Below are 14,496 nucleotides of genomic sequence, written 5' to 3'. Positions count from 1 at the left end.
GGGGGCGGGACGGACATCTCCGGCGCGGCGCGGAGCGCCTCCCTACTGGCGGGTAGACAGTCGTACGATCGACGCGCAACGAAGCGAACCCGGAAGCAGGGAGCACCATGACCGACGCGGCGCCCGTACTGAAAGTGCCCCAGGACGTGCTGGAGCACTTCGCCAAGCTGGGGGTGAGCCCGGAGACCTTCTCCGGCGGCCACCTGGGCGAGAAGCTGGGCATCACCATCGTCGAGGCCTCCCCGGACCGGGTGGTCGGGACGATGCCGGTGGAGGGCAACCAGCAGCCGTACGGGCTGCTGCACGGCGGGGCGTCGGCGGCGCTGGCCGAGACGCTGGGCTCGGTCGGGGCGATGCTGCACGCCGGGCCCGGCCGCTACGCGGTCGGCGTGGACCTGAACGCGACGCACCACCGCTCGGCGACCTCCGGGCTGGTGACGGGCGTGGCGACGGCGGTGTTCAAGGGGCGCACCGCGGCGACGTACGAGATCGCGGTGACGGACGACACCGGCCGCCGGATCACCTCCTGCCGACTGACCTGCATGCTGCGCGACCTGTAGGCCGCCGACGAACCGCCCGGGAGCCGCCCGCCGCCGCCCGCAGCCGTCGGCGCGCCGCCCGGGCGGCGGCCCGTCCGGCCGGTTTGGCGGCCGTCGGCCGGGGGCAACCTCGGCTGGACGAGGGGGCACCGCATGGCCGGAGAGCGCGCACCGCGGAGCGGCCCAGGGGGGTTCCTCGGTCCGGTGGAGCCGGGCGAGGGCACCTGGGCCCCGCTCGTGCTGCGCCCCGCACCGCCCCCGGAGCGCCCGCCCCGGCTGCTGAGCAGGCGTCAGAAGTACCTGCTGGCAAGTTTCTTGCTGCTTCTCGCACTGGCACTGACCATCCTGCGCATCGCGAACTACCCTGAGCAGGCGGCGAATTCGCCTCCGCCGCAGACGGTCCCCTTTCCTTCGCAGGCCGCCCGGGTCACGTACGTCGGCCCGGTCGCGGGCGGTCCGGAGGCCTTCGCGCTGGAGCTGGCGGTGCACAACACCGGCCCCGGCCCGCTGGACGTGCTGGAGGTGCGGCAGGGCTACCGGGGGGTGACCGTGCTGGTGGCGGGCTGGCTGCCGCGGACGGTGCCGCCCGGCGGGACGGTGTCGCTGCGGGTGGACCTGCGGGTGACGGACTGCTCGGGGGCGCCCGCGGACGCGACCTTCCCTTTCCTGGATGTAACGCTGCGTAACACGCGTGCAATCGAGACGGTGAGCCAGATCCCGGGGGACGCCTACGCCCGGGATCTCTCCGCAGCGCTGCACTCGGCCTGCGACATCACCGATAATCGGACGCCGACGACCAGCGCCACGGGTCCGGACAAACCTGTTCGATAATCGGAGATCCGGTTCGTGACCAGCGAGTTGACGGGAGCGCGCATCCGCAGCGCGGGACGACGGCCGGAATCTCGGGCTCCACGCGCGGTTTTCCGACCATGATGTGAGATCAACTTCCGCAATGGTCATAACAAGAGAATCACAGCCTCCCCTGCCCCACTGCCCGAGTCGGCACCGGCGGTCTAGAGTCACGCCCAGTTACCGCGCCGTCCGGTTTTCGGGCTGGGCCGTCGCGATCCGGCACCGCCAGCCCTGTGCGCGTGTCCTCCAGATCCAGAAGGAGACCCTCGTCGTGCGAAAGAGCTCACTCCTTGTCGTGACCATTGCGGTGACCGCGGCGCTGACGCTGTCCGCCTGCGGTTCGCGCGGCGGCAAGTCCGACTCCGGCGCGGACAACGCGGGCGCCAGCAACGGCGGCGGTGGCGGCACCAAGGTCGTGATCGGCATCGACGCCCCGATCAGCGGCAGCCTGTCGGCCCTGGGCCTCGGCATCCGGAACTCGGTGGAACTCGCCACCAAGCAGGCCAACGCCAAGAACTACGTCCCGGGCGTGACCTTCTCCATCGAGGCCAAGGACGACCAGGCCAACCCGACCACCGGCAAGCAGAACGCCACCGCCCTGGTCGACAGCAAGAGCGTCGTCGGCGTGGTCGGCCCGCTCAACTCCAGCGTCTCGCTGACCATGCAGAAGGTCTTCGACGACGCCAAGCTGGCCCAGGTCTCCCCCGCCAACACCAGCCCCGACCTCTCGCTGGGCCCGGACTGGGGCAGCAAGAAGTTCGTCCGCCAGTACCAGTCGTACTTCCGCACCGCCACCACCGACGTGGTGCAGGGCAAGTTCGCCGCCCAGTACCTGTACAACGACGCCAAGAAGACCAAGGTCTACGTCATCGACGACAAGAAGACCTACGGCGCGGGCCTGGCCGCCATCTTCGCGGACGAGTTCAAGCGGCTCGGCGGCACCGTGGTCGGCACCGACCACATCAACCCGGGCGACAAGGACTTCTCCGCGATCGCCACCAAGGTGGCCGGCGCGGGCGCCGACTCGGTCTACTACGGCGGCGAGTACCCGGACGCCGGCCCGCTCAGCGACCAGCTGAAGAAGGGCGGCGCGAAGGTCCCGCTGTTCGGCGGCGACGGCATCTACGACCCGGAGTTCATCAAGCTCGCCAACGGCAACGGCGAGGGCGACCTGGCCACCTCGGTCGGCGTCCCGGTCGAGGAGCTGGACAGCGCCAAGGAGTTCGTCGCCAACTACGCCGCGGCCGGCTACAAGGACCCGTACGCGGCCTACGGCGGCTACTCGTACGACGCCGCCTGGTCGATCATCGAGGCGGTCAAGGCCGCGGTCGAGCACAACGGCGGCAAGGTCCCGTCCGACCTGCGCACCAAGGTGCTGGCGGAGCTCGGCAAGGTGAAGTTCACCGGCGTCACCGGCCCGGTCGCCTTCGACGAGTTCGGCGACACCACCAACAAGCAGCTCACCGTCTACAGCGTCCAGTCCGGCGCCTGGAAGAAGGTCAAGAGCGGTACGTACAGCGGCTGACCGCACCGCACCTCCCCCGCTCAGACACCCGTGAGGCGGAGGGCACCACAAGTGCCCTCCGCCTGCTCGTACCCCCCTATCCACGGAGGCCCGCGGTGCACGAACTGCCGCAAAACCTGGCCAACGGACTGATGCTCGGCCTGATGTACGGCCTGATCGCCATCGGTTACACGATGGTCTACGGCATCGTCCAGCTCATCAACTTCGCCCACGGCGAGATCTTCATGATCGGCGGCTTCGGCGCGCTGACCGCCTACGCCGCGCTGCCGCACGGCACCTCCCTCTGGCTGGCGCTGCCGGTCATGATCCTCGGCGGGGTGCTCGCCTCCGTGCTCACCGCCACCGCCGCCGAGCGCTTCGCCTACCGGCCGCTGCGCACCGCGCCCCGGCTGGCGCCGCTGATCACCGCGATCGGCCTGTCGATCGCGCTGCAGCAGGTGGTGTGGGCGTTCTACCCGGGTGGCAAGAAGGCGCTGTCCTTCCCGCAGTTCGCGGGCGACCCGATCGGCCTGGGCTCCTTCCACCTGCAGCGCAACGACCTGTTCCTGCTGGTCGCGGCGCCGCTGTGCATGCTGGTGCTGGCCGCCTTCGTGCGGCTGACCCGCACCGGGCGGGCCATGCAGGCCACCGCGCAGGACCCGGACACCGCGAAGCTGATGGGCATCGACACCGACCGGATCATCGTGGTCGCGTTCGCGCTGGGCGCGGCCTTCGCCGCCGTCGCGGCGGTCGCGCACGGCCTGCGCTACGGGCAGGTCGACTTCACGATGGGCTTCCTGGCCGGGCTGAAGGCGTTCACCGCGGCGGTGCTGGGCGGGATCGGCAACATCTACGGCGCGATGCTGGGCGGCCTGGTGCTGGGCGTCGCCGAGTCGATGGCCACCGCGTACGTCCAGGACGTCCCGGGCATGCACCAGCTCGGCGGCGGCGCCTGGGCCAACGTGTGGGCGTTCGTGCTGCTGATCGTCGTCCTGCTGGTGCGGCCGCAGGGCCTGCTGGGCGAGCGCGTCGCGGATCGGGTGTGAGGACGATGACCGAGAGCACGACCCACGAGACCTCCCCGGTCCTGCCGCTGCCCGCGCACCTCGCGCTGGGCGCGGCGGTCGGCGGCGGGGTGCTGGCCGCCGCCTCCGCGGCGATGTCCTGGACCTGGACGCCGGACTTCCCCGGCGACCTGACGTACTACGGCTCCCCGGCCGGCCTGCAGTGGCTGGCGCTGGTCGGCGGCGCGCTGACCGCGCTGCTGGCGCTGGCCGCCCGCGGGCTGAAGGGCCTGCGCTGGCTGAGCCCGTCGGGCAGCAACAACGGCGTGCTGTTCGCCGCGCTGGGCACCTTCGCGGTGTGCTGGTACGCGGTGGTGGCGATCGCCGTGGAGCTGGACGGCCTGGTCAACCTCGACCCGGGCGGCTGGCTGGCCGCGGTCGGTTCGCTTCTCGCCGTCCTGGGCGCGCTCGGCCTGCCGCTGGACCGCCGCCGCACCGTCCGCCACCCCGAGCTGCACTGGGGCCTGTACGCGGCGCTGGCCGCCTCCGTGCTGCTGCGGGTCGGCTTCGGCCAGGGCTGGGCGCTGGACGCCGTGCCGCCGGGCATCCGGCCGATCTTCAGCGAGAACCTGTGGTTCTTCGTCGCCCTGCCCGTGGTCATCGCGCTCTTCCGGCTGTGGCGGCTGCTGGACGGCTGGCTGCGGATCGGCCGGATCGAGCGCCCGCTGCCCGCCGCCCGCGCCCTGCCCGGCTGGGCGGAGATCCTGCTGGTGACCGCGGTGTTCGCGGTGGGCCTGGGCGTGGTCGAGTTCGGCGTCTCCACCGAGTACGGGGAGCTGTTCGTCGGCTTCCTGCTGCTGGTCTCCTTCGCCACCGCGGCCCTGCTGGCCTCCGGCGCGGTGGGCCGGCTGCGCGAACTGACCTCCCGGCACCGGGCGGTGACCACGGGCGCGGCGTTCGCCGCGGCGGGCGCGTTCCCGTTCACCCAGAGCAGCGAGACGTACGTGCTGATCGGCACCAACATCCTGATCTTCGCGACGGTGGCGCTGGGCCTGAACGTGGTGGTCGGCCTGGCGGGCCTGCTGGACCTCGGCTACGTGGCCTTCCTGGGCGTGGGCGCGTACGCGGCCGCGCTGGTCTCGGGGTCGAAGTTCTCGGTCTTCCGGGACCTGCACCTGCCGTTCCCGGTCGCGGTGCTGATCGGCGCGGCGGCGGCGCTGGTGTTCGGCGTGGTGATCGGCGCGCCGACGCTGCGGCTGCGCGGCGACTACCTGGCGATCGTGACGCTGGGCTTCGGCGAGATCTTCCGGATCGCGATGAACAACCTGGACGGCACCTCGGGCCCGAGCCTGACCAACGGCCCGAACGGCATCGCGGCGATCCCGGACGTCAGCCTGTTCGGCTTCGACTTCGGCGAGGCGCACGACTTCGGGGCGCTGCACCTGGGCAAGAACGGCAACTACCTGCTGCTGATGCTGGTGGCCACCGCGATCGTGGTGACGGTGTTCGCGCGGGTCGCCAACTCCCGGATCGGCCGGGCCTGGGTGGCGATCCGGGAGGACGAGACGGCGGCCGAGGCGATGGGCATCAACGGCTTCCGGGTGAAGCTCATCGCCTTCGCGCTGGGCGCGACCCTGGCCGGCCTGGCCGGTGCGGTGCAGGCGCACGTGTCGGGCGCGGTCTCGCCCGACCAGTACCTGTTCAGCAGCCCGACGCCGCCCAACTCGGCGTTCCTGCTGGCCGCGGTGATCCTGGGCGGCATGGGCACCATCAGCGGCCCGCTGGTGGGCGCGGCCCTGCTGTTCCTGATCCCGGCGAAGCTGGAGTTCCTGCAGTCCTACCAGCTGCTGGCGTTCGGCGTGGCGCTGATCCTGCTGATGCGCTTCCGCCCGGAGGGCCTGATCGCGGGCCGCCGGCAGCAGTTGGAGTTCCACGACGTGCAGTTGCCCGCACCGGCCGCCCCGGCCGACGACGTACCGACCAAGGCAGGGGCGTGAGCGCCGTGACCACCGAGACCGCAACCGAGACCGCCGCCGCCCCCGCCGCCGAGCCGGTGCTCGAGGCCTCCGGCGTGGTGATGCGCTTCGGCGGCCTGACGGCCGTGAACGACGTCGACCTGACGGTCCGCCAGGGCGAGATCGTCGGCCTGATCGGCCCGAACGGCGCCGGGAAGACGACCTTCTTCAACTGCCTGACCGGGCTGTACGTCCCGACCGAGGGCACCGTGAAGTACAAGGGCACGGTGCTGCCGCCGAAGCCGCACCTGGTCACCCAGGCGGGCATCGCCCGGACCTTCCAGAACATCCGGCTGTTCGCCAACATGACGGCGCTGGAGAACGTCCTGGTCGGTCGGCACACCCGGACGAAGGAGGGCCTGTTCTCGGCGATCCTGCGCGGCCCGGGCTACCGGCGGGCCGAGGCGGAGAGCCGGGAGCGGGCCCGGGAGCTGCTGGAGTTCTGCGGCCTCGGCGCGAAGGCCGACCACCTGGCCCGCAACCTGCCGTACGGCGAGCAGCGGAAGCTGGAGATCGCCCGGGCGCTGGCCTCCGACCCCGGCCTGCTGCTGCTGGACGAGCCGACCGCGGGCATGAACCCGCAGGAGACCCGGGCCGCCGAGGAACTGGTCTTCGCGATCCGGGACCTGGGGATCGCGGTGCTGGTGATCGAGCACGACATGAAGTTCATCTTCAACCTGTGCGACCGCACCGCCGTGCTGGTGCAGGGCCGCAAGATCGTCGAGGGCGACCGGGAGACCGTCCAGAACGACGAACGGGTCGTCACCGCGTACCTCGGCGCCCCGCTCGAAGGAACCACCGCAGCTCAGGAGGACGGCCAGTGACCGCTCTGCTGGAGGTCGAGGACCTCCGTGTCGCCTACGGCAAGATCGAGGCCGTCAAGGGCGTCTCGTTCACCGTCGAGCAGGGCGAGGTCACCACCCTGATCGGCACCAACGGCGCCGGCAAGACCACCACCCTGCGCACCCTGTCCGGGCTGCTGCGGCCGACCTCGGGCAAGATCCTGTTCGACGGACAGGCGATCGACACGGTGCCCGCGCACCGGATCGTCGCCCTGGGCCTGGCCCACTCCCCCGAGGGACGGCACATCTTCCCCCGGATGACCATCGAGGAGAACCTGCTGCTGGGCGCCTTCCTGCGGCGCGACGCGGCGGGCATCGCCGAGGACGTCGACCGGGCCTGCACGCTGTTCCCGATCCTCGCCGAGCGCCGCAAGCAGGCCGCGGGCACCCTCTCCGGCGGCGAGCAGCAGATGCTCGCGATGGGGCGGGCGCTGATGTCCCGGCCCAAGCTGCTGATGCTGGACGAGCCGTCGATGGGCCTGTCGCCGCTGATGATGCAGAAGATCATGGCGACCATCGTCGAGCTGAAGGCCGGGGGCACCACCATCCTGCTGGTGGAGCAGAACGCCCAGGCCGCGCTCTCCCTCTCGGACCGCGCCTACGTGATGACCACCGGACGGATCACCCTCTCCGGCACCGGCGCGGAACTGCTGCACGACGAGTCGGTGCGCCGCCAGTACCTCGGCGAGGACTGACCCGCACCCGCTCCCGCACCGCGAACCGCCCCCGTCCGAAGCGATCGGACGGGGCGGTTCGCGTGCGCGCGGGGCGGCTCAGCCCTCGGTGGACTCCGCCTTCTTGCGGTCCTGGGCGGCGCCCTCCTCGATCACGGCCTCGGCGACGGCGGCCATCGTCATCCGGCGGTCCATCGAGGTCTTCTGGATCCAGCGGAACGCGGCGGGCTCGTTCAGGCCGAACTTGGTCTGCAGCACGCTCTTGGCGCGGTCGACCAGCTTGCGGGTCTCCAGCCGCTGCGAGAGGTCCGCGATCTCCTGCTCCAGGGTGCGCATCTCGGTGTAGCGGGAGACCGCCATCTCGATCGCGGGCACCAGGTCGCTCTTGCTGAACGGCTTGACGATGTACGCCATCGCCCCGGCGTCGCGGGCCCGGTCGACCAGCTCGCGCTGGGAGAACGCGGTCAGCATCAGCACCGGCGCGAGGTGCTGCTCGTGGATCCGCTCGGCGGCCGAGAGGCCGTCCAGGACCGGCATCTTCACGTCCAGGATGGCCAGGTCGGGCTTGAGCTCCTCGACCAGCCTGACCGCCGTCTCGCCGTCGCCGGCCTCACCGACGACGGTGTAGCCCTCCTCCTCCAGCATCTCCTTGAGGTCGAGGCGGATCAGCGCCTCGTCCTCGGCGATGACGATTCGGGTGATCTGGGGCGAGTCGGTGTCAAGCGGCTGGGCCTGCTCGTCGGCAGTGCTCACGGGGCTCCTCGGTCCGGCGGGGTGCTGCATGCATGAGCCTACCCAGACACGGTATGTTGGGTGCACCACGGGTGGGGGGTCCGACCTTCGATCCGCTGGGCCCCGATAGCCCAATCGGCAGAGGCAACGGTCTCAAACACCGTCCGGTGTGGGTTCGAATCCCACTCGGGGCACCGCACTTCCAACGGTTCCGAGGCCGCCCGGCCTCGGAACCGTTGCCGTTCCCGGCCGGGTCAGCCGGTTCCCAGCGCGATCACCGCGGGCGCGGCCGAGCCGTCCGCCGCCCGCAGGTGGAAGCGGACGGTATCCAGGGTCGCCGCCGAGAGGTGCAGCGGGACAGGCGCCACCGGTTCCGGGCCGCGGTCGCCGACCGGCAGGACGGTCAGGGCCCCGGCGGCGGCCGTGCTGAGGCGGTTTCCCAAGGTGGTCCCCCCGAGGACGTGGGGCGGGCGCCCCGCAGCCTACTGGCGCGGCGTCAGCAGGGCCTGCCCCCGGAGCGGGACTGCTCACCCCGCCACCAGGGTGAGCGCCGCGGGGGCGTCGGCGGCGTCCCGGTCCAGCGCCTCCAGGGTGTACGTCCCGGTGGTGTCGCCGTAGAAGTCGAACCAGGCCGCCAGGCTGACCCGGCCCGTCCGGTCGGGGTACGCGGTGGTGCCGAGCGGGAGGGACGGGTCCAGGCGCCGCCCGTCGGGCAGGGTCAGCCGCAGCGCGAGCCGGTCGCCGCCGGTGCCCGCGGGGGCCTCGAACAGCAGCTCGACGGTGTGCTGGCCGGGCTTCAGGGCGCGCAGCGGGCGGGGCACGACGGGCGTGCTGCCGATCGGCACGGCGGGGGCGGGCACCGGGCTGCCGGTGCAGTCCTCGCGCAGCCGGGCGGAGGCCAGCACGAGTCGGTGGGGGCCCGCCTGCAGGCTGTCGGCGGAGGCCCGCAGCGGGGTGGGCCGGAGGTCCGCGGCCTCCTGCCCGGGGTGCGCCCCGACCGGCAGCACCGCGCGGGCGGCGCCGGGGGCGGTCAGCACCAGGGCCAGCCGGTCCGGGTCGAGCTCCTGCCCGGGGGCGCCGACGTCCTGCACCGTGACGCTGAGCGAGGCCCGGCCGTACGGCGGCGGCTGCACCTCCAGCGGGCCGCTGACCGCGACGCCGTCGGACTCCAGGGCGGCCCTGGGCAGCGCGGCCGCGACCGGCACCGGCGACTCGACGCCGACCTCCAGGACGAGTTCGACCCGGCTCCGGCCGCCCGGCTGGGCGGTCGTGGTGACGCCGGTGAGCCGGTAGGAGCTGCCGCCCCACCAGGCCGTCCGGTCCAGCAGGACGGTGCGCGGGGACGGACCCGCCGGACCGCCGGAGGGCACCGCCTGCAGGGTGTCCGCGCCGAAGGGGGTGCACCCGGCGGTCAGGACGGCCGCGGCGCAGGCCACGGCGAGGCGGCGTATCAAGCTGTGTCTTCTCCCCGGTCGCGACACGGGCCCGACCCGCGCGGCCGCCGCCCAGGGCATGCTACCGACAACGCGTCAGGCCCCGGGCCGCCCGCCTGACGGGCTGTCGGGCCCGCCTCCCGGTTCGCGGGGGCGGGCCCGGCGGCGCGGGCGTCAGTTGTCGAGCGCGCCGACGTGGTGGACCCGCACCAGGTTGGTGGAGCCGGCCAGGCCGGGCGGGGAGCCGGCCGTGATGATCACGACGTCGCCGGGCTTGCAGCGGCCCAGGCTGAGCAGCGCGGAGTCGACCTGGGCGACCAGTTCGTCGGTGGTGGTGACGAACGGGCCGAGGAAGGTCTCCACGCCCCAGGTCAGCGCCAACTGGCTGCGCACGGCGGGCTCGTAGGTGAACGCCAGGACCGGGATCGGCGAGCGGTAGCGGGTCAGCCGCCGCGCGGTGTCGCCGCTCTGGGTGAACGCGATCAGGTACTTGGCGTCCAGGAAGTCGCCGATCTCGGCGGCGGCCCGGGCGACCGCACCGCCCTGGGTGCGGGGCTTGTTCTTGTCGGTGAGCGGCGGCAGGCCCGCGGCCAGCACGTCCTCCTCCGCGGCCTCGACGATCCGGGCCATGGTCTTCACCGTCTCGACCGGGTACTTGCCGACCGAGGTCTCGCCGGAGAGCATCACCGCGTCGGTGCCGTCCAGCACGGCGTTGGCGACGTCGGACGCCTCGGCGCGGGTCGGCCGGGAGGCGTTGATCATCGAGTCCAGCATCTGGGTGGCGACGATGACCGGCTTGGCGTTGCGCTTGGCCAGCTTGACGGCGCGCTTCTGGACGATCGGCACCTGCTCCAGCGGGAGTTCGACGCCCAGGTCGCCGCGGGCGACCATGATGCCGTCGAAGGCGTCCACGATGGACTCCAGGTTCTCCACCGCCTGCGGCTTCTCGATCTTGGCGATGACCGGGATCCGGCGGCCCTCCTCGGCCATGATCCGGTGCACCTCCTCGACGTCCCTCCCGCTGCGCACGAACGACAGCGCGACGAGGTCGGCCCCGGTCCGCAGTGCCCAGCGCAGGTCCTCGACGTCCTTGTCGGAGAGCGCGGGCACCGAGACGGCGACGCCGGGAAGGTTGAGGCCCTTGTGGTCGGAGACCAGTCCGCCCTCGATGACGATGCAGTGCACCCGGGGGCCCTCGACGTGGGTGACCTCCAGGCAGACCCGGCCGTCGTCGACCAGGATCCGCTCGCCGCGCGAGACGTCCGCGGCCAGGCCCTTGTAGGTGGTGCCGCAGATCTCCCGGTCGCCCGGGACGTCGTCGACGGTGATGGTGAACTCGTCGCCGCGTTCCAGCAGGACGGGCCCGTCGGCGAAGGTGGCGAGGCGGATCTTCGGGCCCTGCAGGTCGGCCAGCACCCCGACGCTGCGGCCCGTCTCGTCCGAGGCCTTGCGGACCCGGTGGTAACGGTCCTCGTGCTCCGCGTGGGAGCCGTGGCTGAGGTTCAGTCGGGCGATGTCCATGCCCGCGTCGACCAGGGCCTTGATCTGGTCGTACGAGTCCGCGGCAGGCCCGAGAGTACAAACGATTTTTGCTCGGCGCATACAGCAGAGCCTAGGCATTACCGGGACGTAACAGAGCGGTTCCGGCCAGTCCCTCCATGGCAGTTGACAGAAGATTCGGTGAACGGACCCGCGCCGCGCGGCGGGTGGCACCCGGGTGAGCGCCCACCGCCCCCGTTGACGCACGCGCGTGCGCCCGGCCGGGCCCCGGGGGCGGCCGCGCGGGTGGTCGTGAGGGCGGTCGCGGGCGGGTCGGCGACACTCGGGGGTCATCCGCCCCTCACCTGTTGGACGGCCTGGGGGTCTGGCCCCGGCGGCCGGAAAGCGGCAGACTGCCACACACGTTTTCTACGCGCGTCACCACGGGTGGCGGGGTGTCACCTGCCCCGCCCCGGACGCCCGCTGACCGCCCGCACCGCCCGACTTGGAGTCCTCGATGTCCCTGAACCGCCGTGACTTCGTCACCCGCTCCGCCGCCACCGCGGCCGGTGCCGCCCTGGCCGGCGGCCTCGCGACCGGCACCGCCGCCGCCGCGGACCAGAAGCGGGACGACGCCCGCGGCAAGGGTCCCACCCCCTTCAAGGCCGCCTTCACCGTGATGGGCACCACCGACCTGCACGGCCACGTCCTCAACTGGGAGTACTTCACCGACTCCGAGTACGACGACAAGGCCCACAACGACGTCGGCCTGGCCAAGATCTCCACCCTGGTCGAGCAGGTCCGCGCCGAGCAGGGCCCCGGCCGGACCCTGCTGATCGACGCGGGCGACACCATCCAGGGCACCCAGCTCTCCTACTACTTCGCCCGGGTCGAGCCGATCACCGGCACCAAGGCCCCGCGCCACCCGATGGCCGCCGCGATGAACGCCATCGGCTACGACGCCGCCGCCCTCGGCAACCACGAGTTCAACTACGGCATCCCGCTGCTGCGCGCCTACCAGGACCAGCTGGAGTTCCCGCTGCTGGGCGCCAACGCGGTCGACGCCAAGAGCGAGAAGCCCGCCTTCCCGCCGTACGTCATCCGCGAGCTGCACCTCGGCCACGGCCGCCCGATCCGGGTCGGCATCCTCGGCCTGACCAACCCCGGCATCGCCATCTGGGACAAGGCCAACGTGCAGGGCAAGCTGTCCTTCCCCGGCATCCCGGAGATCGCCGCCAAGTGGGTGCCCAAGGTCCGCGCGGCGGGCGCCGACGTGGTCGTGCTCACCGCGCACACCGGCGTGGACGGCGCCTCCTCCTGGGGCGACCAGCTGCCGTTCTCGGAGAACGCGGGCGCCGAGACCGCCGCCACCGTCCCCGGCATCGACGCGATCCTGGTCGGCCACGCCCACAAGGAGATCCCGCAGCGGATCGTGGTCAACGAGCGGACCGGCAAGGAGGTCGTCCTCTCCGAGCCCGCGCTCTGGGGCGAGCGGCTGACCTGCTTCGACTTCGAGGTCGAGTTCGCCCGCGGCCAGTGGACCGTCACCGGCGTCAGCGCCCGGCTGCTGAACTCCAACACCGTCGCCGAGGACCCGGAGATCGTCCGGCTGGTCGAGGAGCAGCACCGGAAGGTCGTCGCCTACGTCAACCAGGTCATCGGCACCTGCAAGGAGACCCTCTCCATCGCCGAGGCCCGGTTCAAGGACACCCCGATCATCGACCTGATCGGCCGCGTCCAGGCCGACGCGGTGCGCGACGCCCTGGCCGGCGGCCCGTACGCCGCCCTGCCGGTGCTGGCCCAGGCCGCGCCGTTCAACCGCACCGCGGTCATCCCGGCGGGCGAGGTCAAGCTGCGCGACGCGGCCGGACTGTACATCTACGAGAACACCCTGGAGGCCCGGATCCTGACCGGCGCCCAGCTCAAGGACTACCTGGAGTACTCCGCCAAGTACTACGCCCAGGTCGCCCCCGGGGCCGCGATCGACCTGGACGCCCTGACCAACCAGGCCAACAACACCCCCGACTACAACTACGACTCGATCTACGGCCTGTCCTACGACATCGACATCGCGCAGCCGGTCGGCAGCCGCATCGTCAACCTGTCGTACCGGGGCACGGCGGTCGACCCGGCCGCGCAGTTCGTCCTCGCCGTCAACAACTACCGCGCCAACGGCGGCGGCAACTTCCCGCACGTCGCCGCCGCCCAGCAGGTGTGGGCCGACTCCGACGAGATCCGCAACACGATGATCGCCTGGGTGAAGGCCAAGGGCGTCATCGACCCGGCCGACTTCTCCGGCCAGGGCGGCTGGCGCCTGGTCCGGGCCGGCGTGCCGGTCTTCTAACGGCCGACCGCCCGGGGCCGTCCGGGAGTTCCACCCCGGACGGCCCCGGGAACCGCCTCCCGCCCGGCCCCGTCCAACCCCCGTCCGGATCACGGATCACGGACCACGGACCACGACCCAGGGGGATGACGGAACATGCGCGCACGAGCGGTGCTCACGGCGGTCGCGGCGGCCCTGCTGCTGGGCGGCTGCGGACCGAGCAGGACGAACGACCCGATGCCGACCGTCCAGCCGGGAACGGACCGGGTCACCGCCGGGCCCGAGGTGCGGCCCGCGACCGGCGCCGCCGCCGAACGGGCCGCGGAGGTCGCCGCCGCCTGGCCCGGCTCCGAGCTCCAACAGGTCTGGGAGCACGGCTACTTCCCGGTCGACGCCCCCACCGAGTGGCTGCCGGACGGGGCCTTCCGCAGCAGCGGCGACAAGGCCGCCTACCTGGACGGCCGGATCGACCTGCGCACCACCCTGCCGGTCCCGGTCTCCGGACTCACCGAGGTCAGGTTCGCCGACGGCTCCGTCCTCGCCCTGCCGCAGCGCTCCGCCCGGGAGGTCCTCACCTCGCTCACCCACCGCAGCGACTCCTGCTCCGTGGACTGCGGCACCCGGCTCGCCGTCACCGCCGTCCGGCCCGGCACCGCCGCCGTCACCACCAGTCGCGGCCAAGCCACCATCCCCACCTGGGAGTTCACCCTCGACGGCTACGCCGGGACGTTCCGATACCCCGCCGTCCTCCCCCAGCAGCCGCCCGTCCCGACCACCCCGGCACCCCCGGACCGGCCCGGCGACGGCATCCCGACCGCGCTGCGCGCGGTCTCCCCCGACGGGCTGGTCCTCACCGCGGGCGTCCCGCTCGGCTGCGCCACCGCCGATCCCGGCACCGTCTACGAGACCGACCTGGCGGTCGTCCTGATCGGCCACGCCACCCCGCGCAGGCTCGGCCCGGGCGAGGTCTGCGACGCCTCCCTGCAGATCGCCCCGGTCGAGTTCCGCCTGTCCCGCCCGCTCGGCACCCGCACCGTCCTCGGCCTCGCCGACGGCCGCCCGCAACTCCCCCGGCCGTGAGTACGGGCAGACGCCGCAC

At 72.5% G+C, this 14,496-nt stretch carries 13 protein-coding genes and 1 tRNA gene; 10 read left to right on the top strand and 4 right to left on the bottom strand.

Annotation, left to right across the window (positions count from 1 at the left end; translation table 11 throughout):
• Positions 1-107 precede the first annotated feature (107 nt).
• From ACFY00_RS02170 to ACFY00_RS02140, 7 genes are all read left to right on the top strand, one after another.
• The gene (locus tag ACFY00_RS02170) at positions 108-560 is read left to right on the top strand and encodes a PaaI family thioesterase (protein ID WP_285736457.1); all 453 of its coding nucleotides are present in this window, start codon (positions 108-110) and stop codon (positions 558-560) included.
• A gap of 183 nt (positions 561-743) precedes the next feature.
• The gene (locus ACFY00_RS02165; protein ID WP_388026298.1) at positions 744-1,370 is read left to right on the top strand and encodes a Tat pathway signal sequence domain protein; all 627 of its coding nucleotides are present in this window, start codon (positions 744-746) and stop codon (positions 1,368-1,370) included.
• A gap of 292 nt (positions 1,371-1,662) precedes the next feature.
• Positions 1,663-2,916 carry a branched-chain amino acid ABC transporter substrate-binding protein gene (locus ACFY00_RS02160; RefSeq protein ID WP_388026297.1) on the top strand — a complete coding sequence of 418 codons (1,254 nt, stop codon included), beginning with the start codon at positions 1,663-1,665 and terminating at the stop codon, positions 2,914-2,916.
• Positions 2,917-3,011: 95 nt separating this feature from the next.
• On the top strand, positions 3,012-3,941 hold the full coding sequence (locus ACFY00_RS02155) for a branched-chain amino acid ABC transporter permease (protein WP_285736460.1): 930 nt from the start codon (positions 3,012-3,014) through the stop codon (positions 3,939-3,941).
• Between the two features lie 5 nt (positions 3,942-3,946).
• On the top strand, positions 3,947-5,896 hold the full coding sequence (locus ACFY00_RS02150; protein WP_388026295.1) for a branched-chain amino acid ABC transporter permease: 1,950 nt from the start codon (positions 3,947-3,949) through the stop codon (positions 5,894-5,896).
• A complete protein-coding gene (locus ACFY00_RS02145) occupies positions 5,893-6,738 on the top strand; it encodes an ABC transporter ATP-binding protein (RefSeq protein WP_388026293.1) in 846 nt (281 codons plus the stop codon). Before ACFY00_RS02150 ends, ACFY00_RS02145 begins: the two co-directional genes overlap by 4 nt.
• Positions 6,735-7,451 (top strand): ABC transporter ATP-binding protein, encoded by a 717-nt coding sequence (locus tag ACFY00_RS02140; RefSeq protein ID WP_388026291.1) that lies wholly within the window; start codon positions 6,735-6,737, stop codon positions 7,449-7,451. The genes ACFY00_RS02145 and ACFY00_RS02140 overlap by 4 nt, the downstream gene beginning before the upstream one ends.
• A 78-nt stretch (positions 7,452-7,529) precedes the next feature.
• On the opposite strand, the gene ACFY00_RS02135 is transcribed toward ACFY00_RS02140, so the two are convergent.
• On the bottom strand, positions 7,530-8,183 hold the full coding sequence (locus tag ACFY00_RS02135) for an ANTAR domain-containing response regulator (protein WP_285736464.1): 654 nt from the start codon (positions 8,181-8,183) through the stop codon (positions 7,530-7,532).
• Positions 8,184-8,282: 99 nt separating this feature from the next.
• Here ACFY00_RS02135 and ACFY00_RS02130 point away from each other — a divergent pair.
• Positions 8,283-8,356 (top strand) — tRNA-Leu (locus ACFY00_RS02130).
• Positions 8,357-8,416: 60 nt separating this feature from the next.
• Here ACFY00_RS02130 and ACFY00_RS02125 read toward each other — a convergent pair.
• From ACFY00_RS02125 to pyk, 3 genes are all read right to left on the bottom strand, one after another.
• Positions 8,417-8,605, bottom strand: a complete 189-nt coding sequence (locus tag ACFY00_RS02125; protein ID WP_388026289.1) for a hypothetical protein — start codon at positions 8,603-8,605, stop codon at positions 8,417-8,419.
• Positions 8,606-8,689: 84 nt separating this feature from the next.
• Positions 8,690-9,616: a hypothetical protein gene (locus tag ACFY00_RS02120; RefSeq protein WP_388026287.1), complete on the bottom strand. Its 927-nt coding sequence runs from the start codon at positions 9,614-9,616 to the stop codon at positions 8,690-8,692.
• Between the two features lie 153 nt (positions 9,617-9,769).
• Positions 9,770-11,197 carry a pyruvate kinase gene (gene pyk / locus ACFY00_RS02115; protein WP_388026286.1) on the bottom strand — a complete coding sequence of 476 codons (1,428 nt, stop codon included), beginning with the start codon at positions 11,195-11,197 and terminating at the stop codon, positions 9,770-9,772.
• A 394-nt stretch (positions 11,198-11,591) separates the two neighbouring features.
• Here pyk and ACFY00_RS02110 point away from each other — a divergent pair, with 394 nt between their 5' ends.
• Together ACFY00_RS02110 and ACFY00_RS02105 are read left to right on the top strand one after the other, a co-directional pair.
• On the top strand, positions 11,592-13,418 hold the full coding sequence (locus tag ACFY00_RS02110) for a bifunctional metallophosphatase/5'-nucleotidase (RefSeq protein WP_388026284.1): 1,827 nt from the start codon (positions 11,592-11,594) through the stop codon (positions 13,416-13,418).
• Between the two features lie 135 nt (positions 13,419-13,553).
• Complete coding sequence (locus ACFY00_RS02105; protein WP_388026283.1) at positions 13,554-14,477, top strand: hypothetical protein; 924 nt, start codon at positions 13,554-13,556, stop codon at positions 14,475-14,477.
• Positions 14,478-14,496 lie beyond the last annotated feature (19 nt).

This window comes from Kitasatospora sp. NPDC001540 (genome assembly GCF_042894345.1).
In the GTDB taxonomy this organism is placed as follows: domain Bacteria; phylum Actinomycetota; class Actinomycetes; order Streptomycetales; family Streptomycetaceae; genus Kitasatospora; species Kitasatospora phosalacinea_C.
Note: the sequence above shows the minus strand (reverse complement) of the source record. Positions and strands in the feature narration are given on the sequence as shown.

Excerpts from the sequence above, each read along its gene's own strand:
- pyk (WP_388026286.1), bottom strand. The coding sequence starts at position 11,197 with ATGCGCCGAGCAAAAATCGTTTGTACTCTCGGGCCTGCCGCGGACTCG.
- ACFY00_RS02170 (WP_285736457.1), top strand. The coding sequence starts at position 108 with ATGACCGACGCGGCGCCCGTACTGAAAGTGCCCCAGGACGTGCTGGAG.
- ACFY00_RS02105 (WP_388026283.1), top strand. The coding sequence starts at position 13,554 with ATGCGCGCACGAGCGGTGCTCACGGCGGTCGCGGCGGCCCTGCTGCTG.
- ACFY00_RS02150 (WP_388026295.1), top strand. The coding sequence starts at position 3,947 with ATGACCGAGAGCACGACCCACGAGACCTCCCCGGTCCTGCCGCTGCCC.
- ACFY00_RS02110 (WP_388026284.1), top strand. The coding sequence starts at position 11,592 with ATGTCCCTGAACCGCCGTGACTTCGTCACCCGCTCCGCCGCCACCGCG.